Genomic DNA, 22,124 nt, shown 5'->3' with positions numbered 1-22,124 from the left:
TGTAAATCAAATTCTTATATTTTTTAATAATTACTTACGTATTTTATTTTTGCCGAATCAAGCGTAGCACGTCATCGACGTTTTTCAAGAAAATCGGTATGAAAATGAGAGACCGCACAATATTCGTCGGTCCTTACCCCGCTATTTATATTCACTGTGTTTAGTTTCCGTTTACGTTGCGCCCCGCCGACTGGGTTAATTAAGCCGTGCGGGTCATGATCCAACGCTGGTCCCCTACCCATTGCAGCTGGAAATCCACTTCATAAATCTGCGACAGCAGCGCGGGCGCCATCACTTCACGCGTGACGCCCTGCGCCACAAGCCGGCCGGCATGCAGCAACCAAACCCGATCGGCCTGCTGTAGGGTGTGATTCAGATCGTGCGCGCATACCAGCGCGCTGCGCCCGCTCTGGCAGAATTCGCGCAGCAGGCGATCCAGCGCGACTTTCTGCGCCACATCCAGGCTGTTGGTCGGCTCATCCAGCAACAACAGGCGGCTGTGCGGATTGACGCTGGGCCACACCTGCAGCAAGACCGCCGCCAGCCGCACCCGTTGCCATTCGCCTCCAGAAAGCTGCGTCAGCATGCGTGACAGCTTATCCACCAGCTTCAACCGCCGGCACAGATAGAGGATGGCGTGCTCCACATCGGTTTGCGTTGCCGCCGCAGGCCGGTGCAGCGCCAAATACTGAAACACCGGCATCAGCGACACCGGCGGCTGTTGCTGGCTGAGGTAACCGCGCCGGGATGCCAGTTCGCTCCCCGGATAATCGGAGAGCGCGCGTCCGTCCAGACGAACCTCGCCCAGCCCCGGCAGCATGCCCGCCACCCGCGCCAGCAGAGTGCTCTTCCCGGCGCCGTTTGGGCCGATCAGGTGAACCTGCAACCCGCCGTCAATCTGTGCCGAAAAAGGCGCCAGGCGCCCCGCCACCCCAACCTCAACGAGTTGCAGCATCCGTCTTACCCTGCCAGCGCTTGTTTCACCGCCGCCACCAGCGCCGGATCTTCCGGCGTGGTGTCAGGCGAGAAGCGCTGGCTCACCGTGCCGTCGCGCGCGATGAGGAATTTCTCGAAGTTCCACAAAATATCGCCGGCGTGCTTCGGCGCACGCCCTTTGCTGGTCATCCGCGCCAGGAATTCGCTGCCCTGCGGCGCGACAGCAGCCGGCTGCGCGGCAATCAGCGCCTGATACAGCGGATGACGGTGTTCGCCGTTCACCTCAATCTTGGCGAACATCGGGAATTGCACGCCGAAAGTGCCGCGGCAAAACGCCAGGATCTCTTCGTTGCTGCCCGGCTCCTGCCCCAGGAATTCATTGGACGGGAACCCCAGCACTTCCAGCCCCCGATCGCGATAGGTTTCGTACAGCGCTTCCAGCCCTTCATATTGCTTTGTCAGGCCGCACTCCGAGGCCACGTTGACCACCAGCAGCACCTTGCCCTGATGGGCTCCCAGCGTGGTAGCCTGATTTTCGATGGTCTGTAACGGCAGGTTATAAATTGGATTGCTCATCGGTTGTCATCCTGTAGTTTTTTAATGGCAGGTGAATGAAGAAAACTACCTTACGCCTTTTGCCCGGGTCAGTAACCAGATAAATAGCGGCGCTCCCAGCGTAGCGGTCACCACGCCGATCGGCAGTTCGGCCGCCAGCAGCGCAACGCGGGCGATCACATCGGCCACCAGCAACACGCCGGCCCCCGCCAGCGCGCAGGCCGGCAACAGATAACGTTGGTCGGTCAGGCCGGTGAGCCGCAAAATATGCGGGATCACCAGCCCGACGAAGCCGATCACCCCGGCGAGCGCCACGCTGACGCCCACCAGCCAGCCGATCGCCAGCACCAGCAGGTTGCGCCACAGATGCAGCGACAGCCCGAGCTGCCGCGCCTGCACCTCGCCCAGCGCCATCAGGTTAAGCGCTCGCCCCTGGCCGCACAGCCACAGCAGCACCGGCAGCAGCGCCAACACCAGCCACTTTTGACGCCAGTCGACGCCGCCGAAGCCCCCCATCATCCAGTACATCAACTGCCGCAGATCGAGGCTGGTGCTGAAATAGACCGCCCAGGTCATCAGTGCGCTGCACACGATGCCCAGCGCCACTCCCACCAGCAACAGCCGCGCATTGGTCAGGCGGCGCCGGCGAGCGAAGCCCAGCAGTAAGAACGTCATCGCCAGCGCGCCTGCTATCGCGGCGGCGCTCATCAGCGCTACCGGCAGCAGACCGTGGCCCAGCAGCACCGTCAGCACCAGCGCGACGCCGGCGCCGTTCGCCACCCCCAGCAGGCCAGGTTCCGCCAACGGGTTTTCAAACAGCGCCTGCATCACCGCCCCGGCTACCGCCAGGGCTGCGCCGACCAACATCACCGCCAGCGCACGCGGCAATCGCAGTTGCCAGACGAACAGCTGCGCCCGATCGCTGAACCATTCTGACGGCCATATCCATCGATCGCCGGCGCAAAGGCTAAACAGCAATGCCAGCACCACACCCAGCGCCAACAGAATGACCTGGCGTTTATCGCGGTAACGTTGATGTTGCAACAGTAAGGTGAAGGTACGGCTGGTTGGCATGGCGCGGCGATTCCCTGCCGGCCGCTGTCGTGGCCGGATAATTGACGTCTGAGTCAAATATTAGGGGGTTAACGCCGCAAGGGGAAGCCTTGCGTAAGCGATGGCGCAGGAAAGCAGCGGCTGGCCCTGCCCGTCATCGCCAGGATGATGGCAAAACCAGCCGCCGATACACTCAGGGGTTAACGGTGCTGACCGGGGTTGCCCTGCGGATAAGGCCAGCCGCGGCCGTCATCGCGCCGGTCATGGTCGCCGCGATCGTCATGATCACGATTATCGCGATCGCCGTGGAAAGGATCGCCGCTGCGCGCCGGCTCGCGATGCTCATAGCCGCGCGGCGGCGAAGGCTGCCAGCGCCCGCCATCCCAGTACAGGCCGCGCGCATTGCGCTCCCCCAAACCGCGACCCTGGTGTGCATGCCACCATTGCGGGGGACGCCAGTCGTAGCCATCCCAGTAGTAGCCGCGACGGTCCTGATCCCCCAAATGCAGGAAAACGCCCGGCACGTTGATATCGACAGAGACATCGGCCTGTGCCGCCAGCGGCAGCAACAGCGGAAAACACACCAGCAACAGGATCTTTTTCATTTTGCCTTCTCACTCTATTTTTCTTGCTGCAGTGGTTATATCAGCGTGCTTATTTAACGACTATCTCATCGATGCCTATTTTCAGATCGTTTTCGACGGCCTTACACAATCCCGACACTGTTTGCCGACGTCTTTAATTATTATTGCCTCTGCCAAGGCTTAACGAATAACTGACATCGCTTAAGCGGCGCGACAATGATAATTAAACGGATCCCCACCGGAGGATAATAAGATGATTAAACGACTCGGTATGCTGCTGGCCGTGGTCGCCCTGGCCTCAACCCTTAGCGCCTGTTGCTGGGGCCCTCACGGAGGCGGCGGCCACCGTGGCGATGGCCCTGGCCATTATTACGGCCGTTATTGAAGTGAGAAATAAAAGCCACGCATTACATGAAATAAGATATAAGAATATTCCGCAATTAATGGCAATAATTTTCGCCGTGCCGACTTAACGGCTCAATGGAGTCATGTCTTATCGATTAGGAATAAACTGAATTTTGTCCCAGAAAAGAAAAAGGCCGCGCAAGCGGCCTTTTTTGATGTCACGTCACTCACCCTTTCGGGCTGGCGTTTTCTACCCGGCTTTTCAGCTTCTGCCCCGGACGGAAGGTCACCACGCGGCGCGCCGTAATCGGAATGTCTTCGCCGGTCTTCGGGTTACGCCCCGGACGTTGGTTCTTGTCACGCAGATCAAAGTTGCCAAAACCCGACAGTTTTACCTGTTCGCCATTCTCAAGGGCCCGACGGACCTCTTCAAAGAACAGTTCCACCAGGTCTTTGGCGTCCCGTTTGCTAAGCCCAAGCTTCTCAAACAGGTGTTCTGACATTTCAGCTTTAGTAAGCGCCATAGGTTCAATCCCTCAAGGATGCTTGGAATCGCTGTTTTAGAGCCTCTACGCATTTTGCAACGGTAGCGGCTATCTCCTCTTCTTCCAGTGTACGAGCGGTATCCTGCAATACCAGACTGATAGCCAGGCTCTTGTCACCTTCTGCCACGCCCTTGCCACGGTACACGTCAAACAAGTTTACGCCAACTACCTGATTTGCGCCAACTTTCTTACACTCGGCCAAAATATCTTCTGCGGGGACGTTTTCAGCCACCACAATGGCGATATCACGGCGGTTTGCCGGGAAGCGCGAAATCTCCCGCGCCTGAGGCACGGCGCGGCTCGCAAGCTTGTTCCACTCCAGTTCAAACACCACAGTGCGGCCGTTAAGATCCAGTTTACGTTCAAGTTCCGGGTGAACCACACCGATGAAACCAACGCGTTCGCCGTGCAAATAAATCGCCGCACTTTGCCCTGGATGCAGGGCCGGATTGGCTTCCGCCCGGAACTGAATTTCGGATAATTTACCGGTCAGCTCGAGGACAGACTCCAGATCCCCTTTTAAATCATAGAAGTCGACGGGCTTGCGCGCCAGATCCCAATGTTCATCGTGCGTATGGCCGGCGATCACGCCCGCCAGCATGACGTCCTGACGGATACCCAGATCTGCCGCACTATCAGGCACAAAGCGCAGGCCACTTTCGAACAGGCGCAGGCGCGTCTGCTGGCGGTTCTGGTTATACACCACCGCAGACAGCAGGCCGGTCCACAGCGACAGACGCATCGCCGACATTTCGACCGAAATCGGGCTCGGCAGGATCAGCGCTTCTTCATTCGGGTGCAGCAGCGCCTGCACTTTCGGATCGACGAAGCTGTAGGTGATCGCTTCCTGATAACCGTGATCGACCAGCATGGTCTTCACGCGCTTGAGCGTCAGATCGGCTTCGCGATGCTGGGTCATCACCAAATCGGCGCGCACCGGTACATCCGGAATGTTGTCGTAGCCGTAAACGCGCGCCACTTCTTCCACCAGATCCTCTTCGATCTCCATATCGAAACGCCAGCTCGGCGCGACCGCTTGCCAGCTGTCGCCCTGTTCGGTCACCTGGCAACCCAGGCGGCGCAGAATGTCGCTGACCTGCTCGCTCGGCACCACGTGGCCGATCAGGCGATCCAGCTTCTCGCGGCGCAGCGTGATGGTGGCGCGTTTCGGCAGTTCATTCTCGTGAGTCACGTCGATAATCGGGCCTGCCTGGCCGCCGCAGATGTCGAGCAGCAGGCGCGTGGCGCGCTCCATGGCTTTGTACTGCAGCGCCGGATCGACGCCGCGCTCATAGCGGTGAGAAGCATCGGTGTGCAGGCCGTGACGGCGCGCGCGACCGGTGATCGACAGCGGGCTGAAGAAAGCGCACTCCAGCAGCACGTCCTGGGTTTCGCCGTTGACGCCGGAATGCTCGCCACCGAAGATGCCGCCCATCGCCAATGCTTTTTGATGATCGGCGATCACTAAGGTGTCGGCGTTCAGTTTGGCTTCGTTGCCGTCCAGCAGCGTCAAGGTTTCCCCTTCTTCCGCCATGCGCACCACGATGCCGCCGTCGATGCGACTCAGATCGAAAGCGTGCATCGGCTGGCCAAGTTCCAACAGCACATAGTTGGTGACATCGACGACGGCATCGATAGAACGGATACCGCAACGACGCAGTTTTTCACGCATCCACAGCGGGCTTGGCGCCTTCACGTTGATGCCTTTCACCACGCGGCCCAGATAACGCGGGCACGCCTGCGGCGCATCAACGCGGATCGGCAGCGTGGCGTCAATCGTCGCGGGCACCGGGCTCATGTCCGGCTCGGTCAGCGCAACCTGGTTCAGTACGCCCACGTCACGCGCGACGCCGATGATGCCCAGGCAGTCTGCGCGGTTCGGGGTGACGCTGATCTCGATGGTGTTGTCGTTCAGTTTCAGATAGTCACGGATGTCGGTGCCGATCGGCGCATCCAGCGGCAGTTCGATAATGCCGTCATGATCGTCAGAAATGCCCAGCTCGGAGAACGAACACAGCATGCCTTCCGAAGGTTCGCCGCGCAGTTTGGCGGCCTTGATTTTGAAATCGCCCGGCAACACCGCGCCCACGGTGGCGACCGCCACTTTCAGGCCGGTGCGGCAGTTCGGCGCGCCGCAGACGATGTCGAGCAAGCGATCGCCGCCCACGTTAACTTTAGTGACGCGCAGTTTATCGGCGTTCGGGTGCTGACCGCACTCGACAACCTCACCCACCACGACGCCGTTAAACGCGCCGGCAACCGGATCCACGCCGTCCACTTCCAAACCGGCCATGGTGATTTGATCGGATAATGCTTCGCTGCTGATGGCCGGGTTTACCCACTCGCGCAACCAGAGTTCACTGAATTTCATGTGATATTCCCGCCTTACTTAAACTGTTTGAGGAAACGCAGATCGTTTTCGAAGAATGCGCGCAGGTCGGTGACGCCGTAACGCAGCATCGTCAGGCGCTCCATGCCCATACCGAAGGCGAAGCCGGAGTAAACTTCCGGATCGATGCCCACGTTGCGCAGCACGTTCGGATGCACCATGCCGCAGCCCAGCACTTCCAGCCATTTACCGTTTTTGCCCATCACGTCCACTTCGGCGGACGGCTCGGTGAACGGGAAGTAGGACGGACGGAAACGAACCTGCAGGTCTTCTTCAAAGAAGTTATTCAGGAAATCGTGCAGCGTGCCCTTCAGGTTGGTGAAGCTGATGTCTTTATCAACGATCAGCCCTTCCATCTGGTGGAACATCGGGGTGTGAGTCTGATCGTAGTCGTTACGATAAACGCGGCCCGGCGCAATGATGCGGATCGGCGGCTGCTGGTTCTTCATGGTGCGGATCTGCACGCCGGAGGTCTGAGTGCGCAGCAGGCGCGTAGCGTCGAACCAGAAAGTATCGTGGTCGGCGCGCGCCGGGTGATGCCCTGGAATGTTCAGCGCGTCGAAGTTATGGTAATCGTCTTCAATCTCCGGGCCGGTAGCGACGGAGAAGCCCAGCTCGCCGAAGAAGGTTTCGATGCGGTCGATGGTGCGGGTCACCGGGTGCAGGCCGCCGTTTTCCATGCGACGGCCCGGCAGGGAGACATCGATGGTTTCAGCCGACAGGCGCGCGTTCAGCGCGGCGCTTTCCAGCGCGTTCTTGCGCGCGTTCAGGGCGTCTTGCACCTCTTGCTTGGCCTGGTTGATCACCGCGCCGGCCGCCGGGCGGTCTTCCGCCGGTACGTCGCGCAGAGACTGCATCTGCAAGGTGAAATGACCTTTCTTGCCAAAATATTCGACGCGCACCAAATCTAACGCGGCAACATCCTGGGCATCTTCTACGGCTGCCTTGGCATTGGCAACCAGCTCTGCGAGATGTGGCATTGCTTTCCTCTTCCTCTGGCCGGGATGGCCCTAAGTAATTGTTATCTATTATTCGAACACGCCTTTGAGCAATCTTCAAAGACTTTTCAATGCGTTGCTGGCCAGGCGGCTCGCCTGCGCGGCGCAGGGCCGGCTGAGTACCCGCCGTTCTCACCGCAACGCTTTGCAAGGCGAGACGATGGCCAAAAACAAAAAAGCCTCCACGAGGGAGGCTTAGGCGCTACTTTTCGTTTCTTTTCTTACGCGCAAAGCCTCCTGAAGTCAGGCGCTAAAGTAAAAAAAGAAACGAAAAATAGCTGCGTGCATGATTGCGGTACCTTGTCGATGATTGTCCACCAGTGATATAGCGGCGGCCAATAAAAGTCAATATTTGTCGCTGAAAACAAAGATTAAAAGAGGGAGCAAGCTCCCTCTTCTACTGACTTACGCCAGAGCTGCTTTCGCTTTCTCAACCAGTGCGCCGAAGGCCACTTTGTCGAAGACTGCGATGTCAGCCAGGATCTTACGGTCAATTTCGATCGAGGCTTTTTTCAGGCCGTTGATGAACTTGCTGTAAGACAGACCGTTCTGACGAGCAGCTGCGTTGATACGTGCAATCCACAGCTGACGGAACTGACGCTTACGTTGACGACGGTCACGGTAAGCATACTGACCTGCTTTGATTACTGCCTGGAAGGCAACACGATATACGCGCGAACGGGCACCGTAGTAACCTTTCGCCTGCTTCATGATTTTCTTGTGACGTGCGCGTGCAATTACACCACGTTTTACGCGAGCCATATGCTCTCTCCTAAAGTCTTATTCTAAATTCAAAAAAAATGGCTTATGCGTACGGCAGGCACGCGGTAACCAGGACCAGATCGTTTTTAGACACCATGCCTTTCGGACGCAGGTGACGTTTACGCTTGGTTGCTTTTTTGGTCAGAATATGACGCAGGTTGGCATGTTTACGCTTAAAACCACCGCTGCCGGTTTTTTTGAAGCGCTTGGCTGCACCACGTACAGTTTTAATCTTTGGCATTTTAATTAAATCCACTTCGCATTGTTAAACAACGAATCAGTTGGGCGAATAAAACCCACACAGCGCAAGCGCCGCGCGGGTTCCATTACTTGTAAGCCTTACTGTTTCTTCTTAGGAGCGAGCACCATAATCATCTGGCGGCCTTCGATCTTCGTAGGGAAGGATTCGACCACTGCCAGATCCATATCTTCACACAGGTCTTTACGGACGCGGTTAAGCACTTCCATGCCGATCTGCTGGTGCGCCATCTCACGCCCGCGGAAACGCAGGGTGATTTTGGCTTTATCGCCATCTTCCAGAAAGCGAATCAGGTTGCGTAGTTTGACCTGATAGTCGCCATCATCGGTGCCAGGACGGAATTTGATTTCCTTAACCTGGATAACTTTTTGCTTCTTCTTCTGTTCTTTCGTCGACTTGCTCTTCTCGTAGAGGAATTTGCCGTAATCCATGATTCGGCAAACTGGCGGTTCGGCATTTGGGCTGATTTCTACTAAATCAACGCCCGCTTCCTCAGCTTTTTCAAGAGCTTCATTCAGACTGACAATACCAATCTGCTCGCCATCGACGCCGGTTAGGCGAACTTCTTGCGCGCGAATTTCTCTGTTAATGCGATTAGGACGCGCCGGTTGAACTCGTTTTCCGCCTTTAATACTTTATTCCTCCAGTTGATGAAGACTACGGCTGCGAATCTCTTTCAGCAGCTTGTCTACGACTTCGTTTACGTCCAGGCTTCCCAAGTCTTTGCCACGGCGGGTACGAACGGCAACTTTGCCTGCTTCGACCTCTTTGTCACCGCACACCAACATGTAAGGGACTCGACGTAAAGTATGTTCGCGAATTTTAAAGCCAATCTTCTCATTTCTCAAGTCCGCTTTCACGCGAATACCTGCATCCTGCAGTTTTTTGGTCAATTGCTGGACGTAATCAGACTGGCTGTCGGTGATATTCATCACCACCACCTGCACCGGAGCGATCCAGGTCGGGTAGAACCCGGCATATTCTTCGGTAAGGATACCGATGAAGCGTTCCATGGAGCCCAAAATGGCGCGGTGAATCATTACCGGCACGACGCGATCGTTGTTTTCGCCAACGTACGATGCGCCCAAACGGCCCGGCAAGAAGAAATCGAGCTGCACGGTACCACATTGCCATGCGCGATCCAAACAATCATGCAGGGTAAATTCAATTTTCGGTCCGTAGAAGGCGCCCTCGCCCGGCTGGTACTCGAACGGAATGCCGTTCTCGGTCAGCGCGGCGGCCAGGTCTTCTTCCGCACGGGTCCACATGTCGTCGGTGCCGATGCGTTTTTCCGGGCGCGTGGACAGCTTGACGGCGATCTTGTCGAAGCCGAAAGTGCCGTACACGTCATAGACCATGCGAATGCATTCGTTCACTTCGGCGCGCACCTGCTCTTCGGTACAGAAGATGTGGGCGTCATCCTGCGTGAAGCCACGCACGCGCATCAGGCCGTGCAGGGAACCCGAAGGCTCGTTGCGGTGGCAGCTGCCGAATTCGCCCATGCGCAGCGGCAAATCGCGGTACGACTTCAGGCCCTGGTTGAAGATCTGCACGTGACCCGGGCAGTTCATCGGCTTGATGCAGTATTCGCGGTTTTCCGACGCGGTGGTGAACATGGCGTCTTTGTAGTTTTCCCAGTGGCCGGTTTTTTCCCACAGCACGCGGTCCATCATGAACGGACCTTTCACTTCCTGGTACTGGTACTCTTTGAGCTTCATGCGCACGAAGGCTTCCAGCTCGCGGAAGATAGTCCAACCGTCGTTGTGCCAGAACACCATGCCCGGCGCTTCTTCCTGCATATGATACAGGTCGAGCTGTTTGCCGATCTTGCGGTGATCGCGCTTGGCCGCTTCTTCCAGGCGTTGCAGGTAGGCGTTCAGCTGCTTCTTGTCTGCCCAGGCGGTACCGTAGATACGCTGCAGCATTTTGTTTTTGCTGTCGCCGCGCCAGTAAGCGCCGGAGGTTTTCTGCAGTTTGAAATGGTGGCAGAAACGCATGTTCGGCACGTGCGGACCGCGGCACATGTCGACGTATTCTTCGTGGTGATACAGGCCCGGACGATCGTCATGGCTGATGTTCTCATCCAGGATCGCCACTTTATAGATTTCGCCGCGCTCAGCGAAGGTGTCGCGGGCTTCTTGCCAGCTGACCTTCTTCTTGATGACGTCGTAATCCTTATCGGCCAACTCGTGCATCCGCTTTTCCAGCAGATCCAGGTCTTCCTGCGTCAGGGTGCGGTCGATATCCACGTCATAATAGAAACCGTTGTCGATCACCGGACCGATCGCCATTTTGGTATCCGGCCACAGCTGCTTGATCGCATGACCCAGCAGGTGCGCGCAGGAGTGGCGCATGATTTCCAGACCGTCTTCGTCTTTGATGGTGATGATGGCCAGCTGCGCATCTGATTCGATCAGATCGCCGGCGTCGACCAGCTCGCCGTTGACGCGGCCGGCGATACAGGCTTTCGCCAGGCCAGGGCCGATATCGCGCGCGACATCCATCGGGGAAACGGGGTGATCGAAATGACGCTGACTTCCGTCAGGAAGGGTAATAACAGGCATTAATAATTCCTTATCTACAGTGGTGACCCACACGACAGATCACATGCAGTACGAAAATTGGATTTTGGGTTTGGTCAGCCAGGTTTCAGATCTCGCCCACAATTGCCAGATTGAAACCTCACTGGGTATACAGAATGGAACGCATACCTTCTCAGCCGCATTCGGCTAAGCGAATAGTATCACTAAAATTGTTCCGGATAAATAAAGCGCCGCCGCCCTCACGCTTTCGCTCTGTCCGGCGCAAACACGCCTTTCAGGTAGCTAAGGGTGGCCAGCAGGCACAGGCCGTAGCCCAGCAGTTCGCATCCCTCTTCCACCATGTTTTTCACCACCCGGTTGTAACCGTCCAGCATCAGCGTTTGCCACAGCGCGCTCATGCCGAACAGGCGTGAAAACACCAGGATGCACAGCAGGCCGGCGCACATCATGCCGTAGCCGGGGTGCGACACGATATAGACCAGGCCGCGCGCCGTCGCCGCAATATGCCTTGCGGCATGCCACAGACAGCCCAAGGCGACCGCCAGCGCGAACCACACCCAGGCGCCGTGCCACAACGCATCGAAAGCGAAGTCCATCTCGCGGATCAGCATGCAGAGAAAGAAGCCGCCAACCAGCAGCCAGGCGGAACGACGCTCGGCCTGTCGCCGAGCCGCGGTGAAGAAACCGCCGGAGATGGCGAGCAGCAACAGTTCCTGCGCCGCTTCGGTCAACGAGGTTTCATGCACGAAGTTATGCAGCCAGTGCACATCGATAAACACCAGGCCGACCAATGCCGCCATGAAGGCGGCGGAAAGCGCGAATGCGCCGATTTTCCCCAGTAAAATATGCAGTTCTTGTTTCATAATCACACTCATTATTATTTACAGCGCATCTATGGTATCCACCTGTTCTCAGGGATCGTGGCAATTGATGCCTAATGCCCTGCGCCGCGCGAAAGGTGGTCGTTAATTACGCCGAAACAATAAAAAACCCCGGCACCTGGGCCGGGGTAAGGCCAGTCTTTCCTGGCAGTCACTTCATCGTCGTCAGTATTCCAGGCTCTCATCCCTATATCATCGAGACGCGCAAAGGAGCTTGAAGATTACGCCTGCGCAGGTGATACCGCGATACGGCGGACATTGGTGTTAACGCCCCACAAGCCGGCCAACGCACTGACCACTGCGCCAATCAACAGCGCAAAGAACGACCACAATGCGGCCCGCGACAATTCGTCCGCAGCAGCGGCAGCCTGTTCGCGCGCCTTCTGTTTCAGCTCCACATACTCCTGTTTTGCCTGATTGATTTTTGCTTCGGCGTCATCCAAACGCTGATTAACCAGCTGCGCAGTTTTATTTTTGGCTTCGACCAAATTCTTCACCGTCTGGTCCACTTCCTGCGGCGTCATATCGGTATTTTCCGCCAAGGCCTTTTTCAGGGCGTCTTGATCCACATCTTGCGAGATGGCCTCACCCTGTTTTTTAAGCTTGGCGACCAGTTGATTAATAATGGCGTCGCTATTGTCAGGCTGAAGTGCCAGAGCTTTTACTGCGTCCGCCAAATCAGTTTTGGCCGCATTCAACTGCTGTTGCATGAATTCAGGCTGCAATGACGGGATACCGCTTTTTTTAAGCGCCGTAACCACATCGCCTTGCAGCTGTTCAGGTTCCAAGGTTGTGTCAATGCCCAACTTGTCAAACACTTTACCGCCGGCGTCAGCCAATCCGGATGCCCCTTTGCCAATCGCTGAACCGGCGCCGGAGAGCAAGCTGCCGGAGGTCGAAGCGATAGCGCCCAGCGCATTGCCGGTCGCCTTCACGGCAGACCCGACCAGCATCCCCCCCAGCACCGCCGCCACAATCAGTGAGGTCGCCCATACCAGGAAGCCATGAATAAGTCCGTCATTAGCAGCCAAACGCCCGGCAATAAAAGCGCCGGCGGCCAAACTAATAATGATTGAAACAGCGGACCAAATCACTACGGTGGTACCGGCGCCGTTTATCGGATCGTCTGATGTCGGATCCACGATGGAGAATCCAAGACTGGTGCCTAACGTCGACAGCAACAGTGAAACAGCCAATACGGTGATCACGCCGCCGATGACGCTGCCCCAGGAGATTTTTTTCGCCGCTACCCATTCTTTTGCCACTTCCATAGTAAAACTCCTTTTAAGTTTTCGATTATAAAGAAATGCCAGAAAGCCTTACCATTATAGACTCGCTTCATCAATCAGGCGGTTAAAGGGTGAAAACAGTTAAAAATAATTAATGATAGTAACTTCAGACGTGCGTTTATTTTCAGCGGCGCTACGCTGACAGACCGCCTTAGCGTCACTATTCTTACGCTATCCACCAATGAACAAGGTCTTAGCGCACAACATGAACCGGTTACTCGCAGCCCTCATCGTGGCGTGCGCGGCATTGGCGACGTTATATGGGCTGGTGCATTTTGGCGCACGTTCGGTGCCGCGCGCGATTGCGGTCAACGAGGCGCCGCTGGGGTGTGAGGATGAACCTGAGCTCGCCGGCGAGTGCGGCGATGACGATGAGTCTCGCGCCGACGAATTTCGCCGGCCGGCGACGCTGACCGCCCGGGCCGACGGTTAATTAACGTTACGAGCTATCCCCATTGCCGCCAGGCGTACGGCAGGCTAGGCTGTTCAGCTCATGGGCCGCCGTTTGGCGGCTTGAACGTTGCACAGGGAGTCTATTTTATGACGGGTATTTTGCAGTTATTCCAGGCCATCGGACTGGGTTTGGTGCTGCTGTTGCCGCTGGCCAACCCGCTGACCACGGTGGCGTTGCTGCTCGGGTTGTCCGGCAATATGACGCGCGAAGAGCGTAATCAGCAGTCGCTGATGGCCTCGGTTTATGTGTTCTGCATCATGACGGTGGCGTTTTACGCCGGGCAGGTGGTGATGAACACCTTCGGCATTTCGATCCCCGGCCTGCGCATCGCCGGCGGCCTGATCGTCGCCTTCATCGGTTTTCGCATGCTGTTCCCGCAGCAGAGCCCCGAAGACGCGCCGGAGGTGGAGAGCAAGTCGCACGAGCTGCGCCACAAGACGTCGGCCAACATCGCCTTCGTGCCGCTGGCCATGCCGAGCACCGCCGGGCCGGGTACCATCGCGATGATCATCAGCTCGGCGTCGAGCGTCAAAGCGAACTCGCTGGGTTTTGAACCCTGGGTGTTGGCCGTGGCGCCGGTCGCCATCTTCCTGACGGTCGCGGTGATCCTGTGGGCCTGCCTGCTCAGTTCCGGCGCCATCATGCGGTTGGTCGGGAAAAGCGGCATCGAGGCGATCTCGCGCCTGATGGGGTTCCTGCTGGTGTGCATGGGCGTTCAGTTCATCATCAACGGCGTGCTGGAGATCATCTCCACCTATACACCGGCCGCCGCCTGACCATGAAAAACGGGCGCGACACCGCGCCCGTTGCCGTTATTTCCCCGCCGGCGCCTGCGCGCCCAAAATGCCCTTGCCTTCCGGCACTTCGGTAAAGCGACTGAGGATCTCGCTGTAGGTCTTGGCCGGATCCAAATCCGGGAACTGCGCCGGATAGATAAACTTCGCCAGATACTCTAGCCCGACGATGTTGTACGGGTGGTTGTAGAAGTTATGGTAGATGCCGTAGAACCGCCCTTCCTTCACCGCCGACACCTGCGAGAACCCCGGGCGCTGCTTCATGCGGTTGAAGGCCTCATCCACCTGCTGCTGCGTCACGCCATAGCCGAACGGCACCGCGGCGTTGGTCTTGCTGGCCCACTGTGAGCCGGAAACGATATACGCATCCGGTTTCATGCTGATCACTTTTTCCAGCGCCACGTCGCCGGTCGCACCTGGCAGCAGCGCAGAACCGATGTTGCGCGCGCCGACCGCTTCGACCAACGCGCCCCAGCCGACGTGCGCATGGGTGAAGCAGCAGGATTCCAGGCCATTCAGACCGGCCTTGGCTTCAAAGAACACCAACGGTTTAGGTTCCACCGCCTGCGTTTTGGCCAGAATGGCCTGATAATGCTGCTGATAATAATCGGTATATTGCTTGGCTTCGCTTTCACGGTTGAGGGTTTCCCCCAGCAGCGTCACGCTTTTCGGCGTGTTTTCCACCGGCTTGAGCATGGTATCGATAAACAACACCGGCACGTTCAGCGCCTTCAGCTTATCCAGCACGCCGGTTTGGCTCAGCGAAGGCTTGGAGCGCAGCTGGGCGATCATCAGATCGGGGCGCTTGGCGATCACGCTCTCCAGATTCACTTCGCCTTTATCGCTGAATCCCATGTCGATGATGTTTTTCGCCGCCGGCCATTTGCTCTGCAAGATTTCCCAGGTCGCAGCGTCGCTTTTCTTCAGCAGGTTATTCCAGGCCACCAGCCGGCCGAACGGGTTGGCGCGATCGAGCAGCGCCAGCGTGAGAATGTCGCGCCCGTCCTGCACCACGATGCGTTTCGGCTCCTGCGGGAGGGTGACCGTCTGGCCGGAGGTGTCGGTCAGGGTCAACGGATAGGTAGTGGCCATCGCCGGAGAGGCGAGTAAGGCGGCGCAAACCAGCGCCGGCAAAGTGATTCGACGGTGCACGAAAGACTCCTTAGTCATGAATACATTCAGGAAATACTAATGAGAATGGCTTGCATTATCAAAGATAACGCCCGGCATGCCTGCGATTAATTGCAAAGGGATGTGTAAAGGAAGGATAAGAGGCGCGCCGGAGCCGGCGCGCCCAGGGGATCATATCAGGCCGTAGATCAGCGCCGAGAGCGCGATCAGCCCCATCACCAGCACGAAGACGTTGCTCGCCGCGCGATATTGGCGCATGGCCGGCACCGCACGCACGGCGTACATCGGCAGGATGAACAGGATCGCCGCAATCAGCGGGCCGCTGATGGTTTCGATGATATGCAGCGCGCTGGGGTTCCACACCGTCGCCGCCCAGGTGAGCAGGAACAGCGACACCGCCGAGATGCGGTGCGTCATGCGCGAGCTGAGCGGCTTGCCGACCGCGCGCGTGACGCCGTCGATCAGGCTGGTCGCCCCTTCCGTCACCCCCAGCGAGGTGCCGAGATAGGATTTGGCCATCGCTAGCATCGCCATCACCGGGCCAAGGTAGGCGATCAGCGGGTTGGAGAACTTGTTGGCCAGCGTGGTCAGCACCGTGATGTTCTGCTCTTTCGCCTGCAGCATGTCTTCATGAGACAGGCTCAGCACGCAGCTGAACACGAAGAACAGCACGGTAACGCAGATCAGCACATAGCTGTAGCGCATGATGCGCGCGCAGCGGCGTTCCGCCTTGTCACCGTACAGGCTCTTCTGGGTCGAGGCGAAGGAAGAGATGATCGGCGCATGGCTGAAGGAAAACACCATCACCGGCACGGCCAGCCACAGTGAATGCCACAACCCCGGCGTGTCGAAGCGGGTGGCGGCCAGGCCATGCACGAAGTTGGCGGTATTCCAGCTCGGCATCAGATAGAGCGAAATGCCCATCAGGAACACCAGCAGTGGGAACACCAGCATGCCCATCGCCGCCACGATGCTGTCTTTGCCGCGCAGCAGCACCAGATTGAGCACCACCACCACGGCCAGGCTCAGCCACAGGCGCGGCAGCGGCGCCACGTGAAACTGATGGATCAGGAAGCTGTCCAGCGCGTTGGTGATCGAAATGCTGTACACCAGCACGATCGGGAAGAACGCCATCAGATACAGCACCATGATGATTTTGCCGGCCAGCACGCCGAAGTGTTCCACCACCACATCGTGAATGTTGCCGTCGCGGCTGGAACCGGAAAGCACGAAGCGGCTGAGCGCGCGGTGCGGCAAATAGGTCAGCGGGAAAGCGAACAGCGCCATCAACAGCAGCACCAGCGGGCCGTTCAGGCCGGCGTTGATCGGCAAGAACAACGTACCTGCGCCCACCGCAGTCGCATAGAGACCGAACATCCAGACGGTGTCGGTTTTGTTCCATTTGGCAGTCTGAGCGGCCGTCAGCGTGCCTGAATCGGGAGAAATCGTACTCATGAGACAGTCTACCTTAATCTGCGGCGACAACGATTGCGCCTAACGGGATATCCTTCTCCGCGAGTTTTTTAATAATAATCAGTGAATTAAAGCGATATTTCATACTTACGCCTGATGAAAGGACGGCAAAGGATAATGAAAAATCCGCTGCGGGTCTATGTTTTATCGGCTGAACGGACGATTTGCGAACACAATCTGCTGAAAAAGCAGGCGGCAGCAGAAAAACTAAGGGCCCCTTGCGGAGCCCTTAAACGGTTTACTTCTTCGCGTCCGGATGGTCCGGCACCTCGGCGCTGCCCATCTCCTTCTCATCGCGGATCATCGAGCGGTCTTTACGCACGTCGGCCACGTCGGAGGCGCTCACCGGTTTGGCGCTGTTGCCCCAGCTGGAGCGGATGAAGTTCACCACGTCCGCCACCTGCTGATCGTTCAAACGCCAGCCAAACGGCGGCATGGTGATGTTGGACACCGCGCCCTGCACCGCCGGCGTGGTGTTGCCGGTCAGCACGATGTGGATCAGCGAGGTCGCGTCCTCGGTCTGCACCACCGGATTGCCCTTCAGCGACGGGAAGGCGCGCTTGTAGCCCACGCCGTCGGTGCGGTGGCAGGCCGCGCAGTTATCAACATACAGGGCCGCGCCGGGCTTGCTGTCATTCCCGCGCCACAGATCCTTGGCCACGCTGTCTTCGACCGGCGCCGCCTGCTGCTTGCCGTCTTTCGGCGGCAGCGATTTCAGGTAGCGCGCGATGGCGGTCAGATCGTCGTCGCTCAGGTATTGCAGGCTGTGCTCCACGACGTCGCTCATGCCGCCGAACACGATGGCTTTGTCGTTACGGCCGGTTTTCAGGAACTCGGTCAGCTCGGCTTCGCTCCAGCTGCCCAGGCCGTCCTTGCGGTCGCCGCGCAGGCTGGAAGCCACCCACCCGTCGATCGGCGCGTTGCTCCCGGACAGGTAGTCGTCGCTTTCGCTGTTGCTCAACGCTTTCTCCTGCATGGTGATGCTGCGCGGGGTATGGCAGGCGCCGCAGTGGCCCAGGCCTTCCACCAGGTAGCGGCCGCGCTCAATCACCGGATCGGCCTTGGCGTCGGCGACAAAATCCGCCGGCGACGGCGCAAACATGCCGCGCCAGATGCTCAGCGGCCAGCGCATCGACAGCGGCCACGGGATGTCGGAGTCCTTGTTGGCCTGCTCCACCGGCTGCACGCCGTGCATGAAATAGGCATACATGGCGCGCATGTCGTCCTCTTTCACCAGCGCGAACGACGGGTACGGCATCGCCGGGTACAGGGTGCTGCCGTTTTTGGCTACGCCCTTACGCACCGCGTTGTCGAAATCCTCGAAGCTGTAATCGCCAATGCCGGTTTTCTTGTCCGGCGTGATGTTGGTCGAGTAGATGGTGCCGATTGGCGTCTCCATCGCCAGGCCGCCGGCGAAGGTCTTGCCGTTCTTGCCATCGGTATGGCAGGCCACGCAGTCACCGGCGCGCGCCAGGTACTCGCCGCGCTTGATCAGCTCGCTGCTGACGGTGGCGTCCTGCGCCCAAACGGAGAAACTCACTGCACTGAGAACCAGTGCCGGTACAAATGCTTTCATCGTTCGCCGTCCTTATGCCTGCACCAATGGGCCTGGGTTTTTCAGATACTGCTCGCGAATGGCGCGGGCAGACCAATAAGCCAGCGCCGCCACGGTGCCGGTCGGGTTGTAGCCCAGCCCTTGCGGGAAGGCCGATGCGCCGATCGAGAACACGTTGTGCACATCCCAGCTCTGCAGATAGCGGTTGACCGCGCTGGTCTTCGGATCTTCCCCCATCACCGCACCGCCGTTCATGTGGGTGGTCTGGTAGCTGGTGGTATCGAAGTGGCTGTTGGCGTTTTTCGGGCTGCCGGCGATCAGTTTCGGGTTCATCGCCTTGGCGATCGGCGCCATCTTGTCGTACATGAACTGCGCCATCTTGATGTCGTTTTCCTGCCAGTCGAACGTCATGCGCAGCAGCGGCTGGCCGAACACGTTCTTGTAGTTGGGATCGAGATCCAGATAGTTGTTGCGGTACGACTGGTGCGCGCCGTGGGCGTCCATCGAGACGTGGTGGGTGTAGGCATCCGCCACCGCCGCTTTCCACTTGCTGCCCCAGGCCGGGGTACCCGGCGGGGTCGGCAGGCCGGAGATCGGCTTGGTGCCCGCCTGGTTGACCCAGAACGGCGAACCGCCGACGAAGCCTTCTTTGGCGTGATCGAAGTTGTCGGCGTTGAAGTCATCCACGCCCACGCCGTTGCCGCCGGCGCCGATGAACGGGTTGGTGAAGACGTCTTTATCAAAGAACGCCTTGATGGTGGTCATGTTCTGGTAGGCGAAGTTGCGCCCGACCACGCCTTCGCCGGTCACCGGATCGTAAGGCTTGCCGATGCCGGACAGCAGCATCAGGTGCACGTTGTGGAACTGGAACGCGCCCAGGATCACCAGGTCGGCCGGCTGTTCAATCTCACGGCCCTGCGCATCGACGTAGTTCACGCCGGTGGCGCGGGACTTGTCATCGGTCAGGTTGACCTTCAGCACGTTGGCGTTGGTGCGCAGCTCGAAGCGTTTCTCCATGCGCAGCGCCGGCAAGATGTTGACGTTCGGCGAGGCTTTGGAATACATGTAGCAGGCGTAGCCGCTGCAGAAACCGCAGAAGTTGCATGGGCCCATCTGCGCGCCGTACGGGTTGGTGTAAGAGTCCGAGGTGTTGGCGGACGGCAGGTTGTAAGGGTGGTAACCCACCTCCAGCGCCGCTTTCTCGAACAGCTGGGCGGAGTAGGTGTTTTTCTGCGCCGGCAGCGGGAAGTCGTCGGAGCGATCCGGCGCAAAGCGGTTGCCGCCCTTCTGCGCCACTTTCTGCCCCTTGATGGTCCAGGCGGTGCCGGAGGTGCCGAACACTTTCTCCGCTTTGTCGAAGAACGGTTCCAGCTCGTCGTAGGTCACGCCGAAGTCCTGGATGGTCATGTCCTTCGGAATGAAGTTTTTGCCGTAGCGCTCTTCATAATGGCTGCGCATGCGCAGTTCGATCGGATCGACGCGGAAATGCACGCCCGACCAGTGCAGACCGGCGCCGCCGACGCCGGTGCCCGGCAGGAACGCCGCCAGCTGGCGGTAAGGCACCGCGGTCTGGCTGCTGTTGTGGCGAATGGTGACGGTGCTTTTCGACAGATCCTGGAACAGCTTGCGTCGAATGTTATAGGTCAGCTCGTCGATCACCTGCGGATAAGAACCGTCCGGGTAGGTGTCGCGCATCGGGCCGCGCTCCAGCGCCACCACGTTGAGGCCGGCCTCGGTCAGCTCTTTGGCCATGATCGCGCCCACCCAGCCGAAGCCGACGATCACCGCGTCTACTTTTTTCATTACCGTTGCCATGGTTAGCCCCTCTCCCCACGAATCGAGACCGGCGGGAAGGGATAACGCTCCCCTCGCTCAACCCAGTCCATAAAATCGGCGCGCGCGCCCGGAAAATTAATCAGCTTCCAGCCAACCATGTCTTTGTTGCCGCCATGGATCGGATCGCTGAAGAAACCTTCACGGGTGTTTTGCAGCAGATAGGAGAAGAACAGTTTCGACGGCAGTTGCTGGAACTCCGCCTCGCCGGACTCGAACTTTTGCAGCAGGGCGTCTTGCTGCGCGCCATCCAGTTCGGCGAAAGGCTTGCCGGCGGTTTTCTTGCTGTAGGCGTCGGCGTCATGGATGCCGAGGTTGTAGATTTGCTTGGGCACCAGCGGCAGCTGGTAGCCCATCTCCTTCGGCACATCGGGGTTGAACGGCCCCTGCATGTACCAGATGGAACCGGTGGCGTACGGCGTGTTCATCTGGCGATCGATAAACTCCGGCACGCCGGCTTCCAGCGCGCCAGGGCCGCGTTCGTCGGCCGGGATCAGGCGCGCGACGGCGGCCTTGATGAAGGCCCACTCTTCCGGGGTGAAAAAGGTCGGTTGGTAATCGTTCTGCGTTGAAGTGTTCGAGGCAGCGACCGCTGGTGCTGGGGCCGTCAGCGCGCCAACGCCGCTGCCACCAATTACCGCCGCAGGAATTAAGGTCATCGATTTCAACAAGAAATCGCGCCGCGAATTGTTGGTTTTATGATTCGACATGTCACATTCCATCCAAAGATAGTCACAACTATTTAACCGCAACCTTGCGATCGATACGGGTTTTTAAAATAATTTGTTACTTATTTGTCTATTTATTGAAGGTCAGAATGCGAGCAAAAGCAAAAATGTTACCGGTAACTTATTGAATGAACGTAAAGATTTATCTGCTAACGTAAATTTAACTTTTTGTGCGGTTTTTCTGATAAGCGATGAGGAAATAACGAAAAATGAGAGGCGGGTCGCGCTAAAAACTGACGCCGAAAACAAAATCGGCCGCGTTCGGCGGCCGATTCAAAGGATGGGATTACTGCGACATCGCCTGATAAGCGGTGGTCACTTTCCATAAATAGCGCGGCGCCTGCGGTGCCGGGTGCTTTTTCTGGATGTGCTGATAAAACTCATCCGGACTCATCTGATTGATGCGATTAACCGCCACGCGCTTGTCCGAGGAGAAAGTGCGCAACATGGCGCCCGCCCCGTTCACATACGAAACGATGGTGGCGTAACGCAAAGTCTGTGGGTTGTTGATCCCGGCTAGCTGCTGGCTTTGAAGAATATTGATATAGGCCGTTCCCAGATCAATATTGACCGCCGGATCCTTCAGCTCACGCGAGCTGGGTTGCCCGCTTCGTCCTTTCATGCGATAGGCGTCGCGGCCGGCGGTAGAAGCCTTCAGCTGCATCAATCCCACTGCGTTCGAGGTGCTGACCACGTTCGGGTTAAACCCGGACTCCACCTGAATAATCGCTTTAATCAGCGTTTCGTCGACGCCGTAGTTGCTGGCGGCCTGACGAATGTAATCGTTATAAGCAACCGGGGTGCCTGTGCGGTTTACCGGTGCCTGCGGAGGGGGTTTTAACCAACCGCCGCGCGTTGTGCCACTGCCTGAAATATTGCTCGCCGTTTGCGGGTCTTTGGCGCACCCCGACAAAAGCAAAATTGCCGTAAGGCAACCTATTTTTGTTTTCACAGAATCCCTCACTCCTTTCAATGAGTTGCGTAGCATATACAACTTGTAAGGACACCTGCAGTAAT

Annotated in this window: 22 protein-coding genes and 1 other annotated feature; of the genes, 2 read left to right on the top strand and 20 right to left on the bottom strand. The window is 58.0% G+C overall.

The window, feature by feature from the left end:
• Nucleotides 1-199: 199 nt before the first annotated feature.
• The 14 genes from btuD to EDY99_RS07775 form a co-directional block, all read right to left on the bottom strand.
• The gene (gene btuD / locus EDY99_RS07840) at nt 200-955 is read right to left on the bottom strand and encodes a vitamin B12 ABC transporter ATP-binding protein BtuD (protein ID WP_033642882.1); all 756 of its coding nucleotides are present in this window, start codon (nt 953-955) and stop codon (nt 200-202) included.
• A gap of 5 nt (nt 956-960) precedes the next feature.
• Nucleotides 961-1,512: a glutathione peroxidase gene (locus tag EDY99_RS07835; RefSeq protein ID WP_123061648.1), complete on the bottom strand. Its 552-nt coding sequence runs from the start codon at nt 1,510-1,512 to the stop codon at nt 961-963.
• A gap of 45 nt (nt 1,513-1,557) precedes the next feature.
• Nucleotides 1,558-2,565, bottom strand: a complete 1,008-nt coding sequence (gene btuC, locus EDY99_RS07830) for a vitamin B12 ABC transporter permease BtuC (protein WP_033652456.1) — start codon at nt 2,563-2,565, stop codon at nt 1,558-1,560.
• A gap of 179 nt (nt 2,566-2,744) precedes the next feature.
• Nucleotides 2,745-3,149 carry a DUF2502 domain-containing protein gene (locus EDY99_RS07825; protein ID WP_123061647.1) on the bottom strand — a complete coding sequence of 135 codons (405 nt, stop codon included), beginning with the start codon at nt 3,147-3,149 and terminating at the stop codon, nt 2,745-2,747.
• A gap of 551 nt (nt 3,150-3,700) precedes the next feature.
• On the bottom strand, nt 3,701-3,997 hold the full coding sequence (ihfA, locus tag EDY99_RS07820; RefSeq protein ID WP_004931414.1) for an integration host factor subunit alpha: 297 nt from the start codon (nt 3,995-3,997) through the stop codon (nt 3,701-3,703).
• A 4-nt stretch (nt 3,998-4,001) separates the two neighbouring features.
• Nucleotides 4,002-6,389 (bottom strand): phenylalanine--tRNA ligase subunit beta, encoded by a 2,388-nt coding sequence (gene pheT / locus EDY99_RS07815; protein WP_033642878.1) that lies wholly within the window; start codon nt 6,387-6,389, stop codon nt 4,002-4,004.
• Nucleotides 6,390-6,403: 14 nt separating this feature from the next.
• Nucleotides 6,404-7,387, bottom strand: coding sequence for a phenylalanine--tRNA ligase subunit alpha (gene pheS, locus EDY99_RS07810; protein ID WP_123061646.1), 984 nt, complete (start codon nt 7,385-7,387; stop codon nt 6,404-6,406).
• A 187-nt stretch (nt 7,388-7,574) separates the two neighbouring features.
• Nucleotides 7,575-7,697 (bottom strand) — a sequence feature (Phe leader region).
• Nucleotides 7,649-7,693, bottom strand: coding sequence for a pheST operon leader peptide PheM (pheM, locus tag EDY99_RS24730; RefSeq protein WP_121626058.1), 45 nt, complete (start codon nt 7,691-7,693; stop codon nt 7,649-7,651). Its footprint overlaps the feature before it by 45 nt.
• 113 nt (nt 7,698-7,810) lie before the next feature.
• Nucleotides 7,811-8,167 (bottom strand): 50S ribosomal protein L20, encoded by a 357-nt coding sequence (rplT, locus tag EDY99_RS07800; RefSeq protein WP_004931417.1) that lies wholly within the window; start codon nt 8,165-8,167, stop codon nt 7,811-7,813.
• A gap of 43 nt (nt 8,168-8,210) precedes the next feature.
• On the bottom strand, nt 8,211-8,408 hold the full coding sequence (gene rpmI, locus EDY99_RS07795; RefSeq protein WP_004931418.1) for a 50S ribosomal protein L35: 198 nt from the start codon (nt 8,406-8,408) through the stop codon (nt 8,211-8,213).
• Between the two features lie 98 nt (nt 8,409-8,506).
• Nucleotides 8,507-9,058: a translation initiation factor IF-3 gene (gene infC / locus EDY99_RS07790; protein ID WP_048233542.1), complete on the bottom strand. Its 552-nt coding sequence runs from the start codon at nt 9,056-9,058 to the stop codon at nt 8,507-8,509.
• Between the two features lie 3 nt (nt 9,059-9,061).
• Nucleotides 9,062-10,990 carry a threonine--tRNA ligase gene (gene thrS / locus EDY99_RS07785; protein WP_025159696.1) on the bottom strand — a complete coding sequence of 643 codons (1,929 nt, stop codon included), beginning with the start codon at nt 10,988-10,990 and terminating at the stop codon, nt 9,062-9,064.
• Between the two features lie 218 nt (nt 10,991-11,208).
• Entirely contained in the window at nt 11,209-11,832 is a 624-nt protein-coding gene (locus EDY99_RS07780) for a hypothetical protein (RefSeq protein ID WP_123061645.1), read from the bottom strand.
• A 239-nt stretch (nt 11,833-12,071) separates the two neighbouring features.
• A complete protein-coding gene (locus EDY99_RS07775; RefSeq protein ID WP_033642876.1) occupies nt 12,072-13,121 on the bottom strand; it encodes a YrzE family protein in 1,050 nt (349 codons plus the stop codon).
• A gap of 223 nt (nt 13,122-13,344) precedes the next feature.
• Between EDY99_RS07775 and EDY99_RS07770 the strand changes: the two genes are divergently transcribed.
• Entirely contained in the window at nt 13,345-13,572 is a 228-nt protein-coding gene (locus EDY99_RS07770) for a hypothetical protein (protein ID WP_123061644.1), read from the top strand.
• A 107-nt stretch (nt 13,573-13,679) separates the two neighbouring features.
• Nucleotides 13,680-14,369 carry a MarC family NAAT transporter gene (locus tag EDY99_RS07765; RefSeq protein WP_033652461.1) on the top strand — a complete coding sequence of 230 codons (690 nt, stop codon included), beginning with the start codon at nt 13,680-13,682 and terminating at the stop codon, nt 14,367-14,369.
• 36 nt (nt 14,370-14,405) lie between these two features.
• Here the strand turns inward: EDY99_RS07765 and EDY99_RS07760 are convergent, their stop codons facing one another.
• From EDY99_RS07760 to EDY99_RS07735, 6 genes are all read right to left on the bottom strand, one after another.
• On the bottom strand, nt 14,406-15,539 hold the full coding sequence (locus tag EDY99_RS07760; RefSeq protein ID WP_116286382.1) for an ABC transporter substrate-binding protein: 1,134 nt from the start codon (nt 15,537-15,539) through the stop codon (nt 14,406-14,408).
• A gap of 150 nt (nt 15,540-15,689) precedes the next feature.
• Entirely contained in the window at nt 15,690-16,973 is a 1,284-nt protein-coding gene (locus tag EDY99_RS07755) for a serine/threonine protein kinase (protein ID WP_033652462.1), read from the bottom strand.
• 256 nt (nt 16,974-17,229) lie between these two features.
• Nucleotides 17,230-18,567, bottom strand: a complete 1,338-nt coding sequence (locus EDY99_RS07750; RefSeq protein ID WP_033642870.1) for a cytochrome c — start codon at nt 18,565-18,567, stop codon at nt 17,230-17,232.
• Nucleotides 18,568-18,579: 12 nt separating this feature from the next.
• Nucleotides 18,580-20,361: a GMC family oxidoreductase gene (locus tag EDY99_RS07745; protein WP_004931432.1), complete on the bottom strand. Its 1,782-nt coding sequence runs from the start codon at nt 20,359-20,361 to the stop codon at nt 18,580-18,582.
• A gap of 2 nt (nt 20,362-20,363) precedes the next feature.
• Nucleotides 20,364-21,089, bottom strand: a complete 726-nt coding sequence (locus EDY99_RS07740) for a gluconate 2-dehydrogenase subunit 3 family protein (protein WP_033642869.1) — start codon at nt 21,087-21,089, stop codon at nt 20,364-20,366.
• Between the two features lie 304 nt (nt 21,090-21,393).
• Nucleotides 21,394-22,059 carry a transglycosylase SLT domain-containing protein gene (locus EDY99_RS07735; RefSeq protein ID WP_004931439.1) on the bottom strand — a complete coding sequence of 222 codons (666 nt, stop codon included), beginning with the start codon at nt 22,057-22,059 and terminating at the stop codon, nt 21,394-21,396.
• Nucleotides 22,060-22,124: the final 65 nt, after the last annotated feature.

The sequence above is a fragment of the Serratia sp. LS-1 genome (genome assembly GCF_003719595.1).
Taxonomy (GTDB): Bacteria; Pseudomonadota; Gammaproteobacteria; order Enterobacterales; family Enterobacteriaceae; genus Serratia; species Serratia ureilytica.
The sequence above is the reverse complement of the archived record's forward strand: the minus strand, read 5'-3'. Positions and strand labels throughout refer to the sequence as shown.

What these genes read in the sequence shown, in the direction of transcription:
- pheS (WP_123061646.1), bottom strand. Translation starts at nt 7,387, where the DNA reads ATGCCACATCTCGCAGAGCTGGTTGCCAATGCCAAGGCAGCCGTAGAA.
- EDY99_RS07780 (WP_123061645.1), bottom strand. Translation starts at nt 11,832, where the DNA reads ATGAAACAAGAACTGCATATTTTACTGGGGAAAATCGGCGCATTCGCG.
- EDY99_RS07765 (WP_033652461.1), top strand. Translation starts at nt 13,680, where the DNA reads ATGACGGGTATTTTGCAGTTATTCCAGGCCATCGGACTGGGTTTGGTG.
- ihfA (WP_004931414.1), bottom strand. Translation starts at nt 3,997, where the DNA reads ATGGCGCTTACTAAAGCTGAAATGTCAGAACACCTGTTTGAGAAGCTT.
- EDY99_RS07745 (WP_004931432.1), bottom strand. Translation starts at nt 20,361, where the DNA reads ATGGCAACGGTAATGAAAAAAGTAGACGCGGTGATCGTCGGCTTCGGC.
- EDY99_RS07755 (WP_033652462.1), bottom strand. Translation starts at nt 16,973, where the DNA reads ATGAGTACGATTTCTCCCGATTCAGGCACGCTGACGGCCGCTCAGACT.
- EDY99_RS07750 (WP_033642870.1), bottom strand. Translation starts at nt 18,567, where the DNA reads ATGAAAGCATTTGTACCGGCACTGGTTCTCAGTGCAGTGAGTTTCTCC.
- btuC (WP_033652456.1), bottom strand. Translation starts at nt 2,565, where the DNA reads ATGCCAACCAGCCGTACCTTCACCTTACTGTTGCAACATCAACGTTAC.
- EDY99_RS07825 (WP_123061647.1), bottom strand. Translation starts at nt 3,149, where the DNA reads ATGAAAAAGATCCTGTTGCTGGTGTGTTTTCCGCTGTTGCTGCCGCTG.
- EDY99_RS07770 (WP_123061644.1), top strand. Translation starts at nt 13,345, where the DNA reads ATGAACCGGTTACTCGCAGCCCTCATCGTGGCGTGCGCGGCATTGGCG.
- thrS (WP_025159696.1), bottom strand. Translation starts at nt 10,990, where the DNA reads ATGCCTGTTATTACCCTTCCTGACGGAAGTCAGCGTCATTTCGATCAC.
- EDY99_RS07775 (WP_033642876.1), bottom strand. Translation starts at nt 13,121, where the DNA reads ATGGAAGTGGCAAAAGAATGGGTAGCGGCGAAAAAAATCTCCTGGGGC.
- rplT (WP_004931417.1), bottom strand. Translation starts at nt 8,167, where the DNA reads ATGGCTCGCGTAAAACGTGGTGTAATTGCACGCGCACGTCACAAGAAA.
- rpmI (WP_004931418.1), bottom strand. Translation starts at nt 8,408, where the DNA reads ATGCCAAAGATTAAAACTGTACGTGGTGCAGCCAAGCGCTTCAAAAAA.
- EDY99_RS07835 (WP_123061648.1), bottom strand. Translation starts at nt 1,512, where the DNA reads ATGAGCAATCCAATTTATAACCTGCCGTTACAGACCATCGAAAATCAG.
- btuD (WP_033642882.1), bottom strand. Translation starts at nt 955, where the DNA reads ATGCTGCAACTCGTTGAGGTTGGGGTGGCGGGGCGCCTGGCGCCTTTT.
- pheT (WP_033642878.1), bottom strand. Translation starts at nt 6,389, where the DNA reads ATGAAATTCAGTGAACTCTGGTTGCGCGAGTGGGTAAACCCGGCCATC.
- EDY99_RS07740 (WP_033642869.1), bottom strand. Translation starts at nt 21,089, where the DNA reads ATGTCGAATCATAAAACCAACAATTCGCGGCGCGATTTCTTGTTGAAA.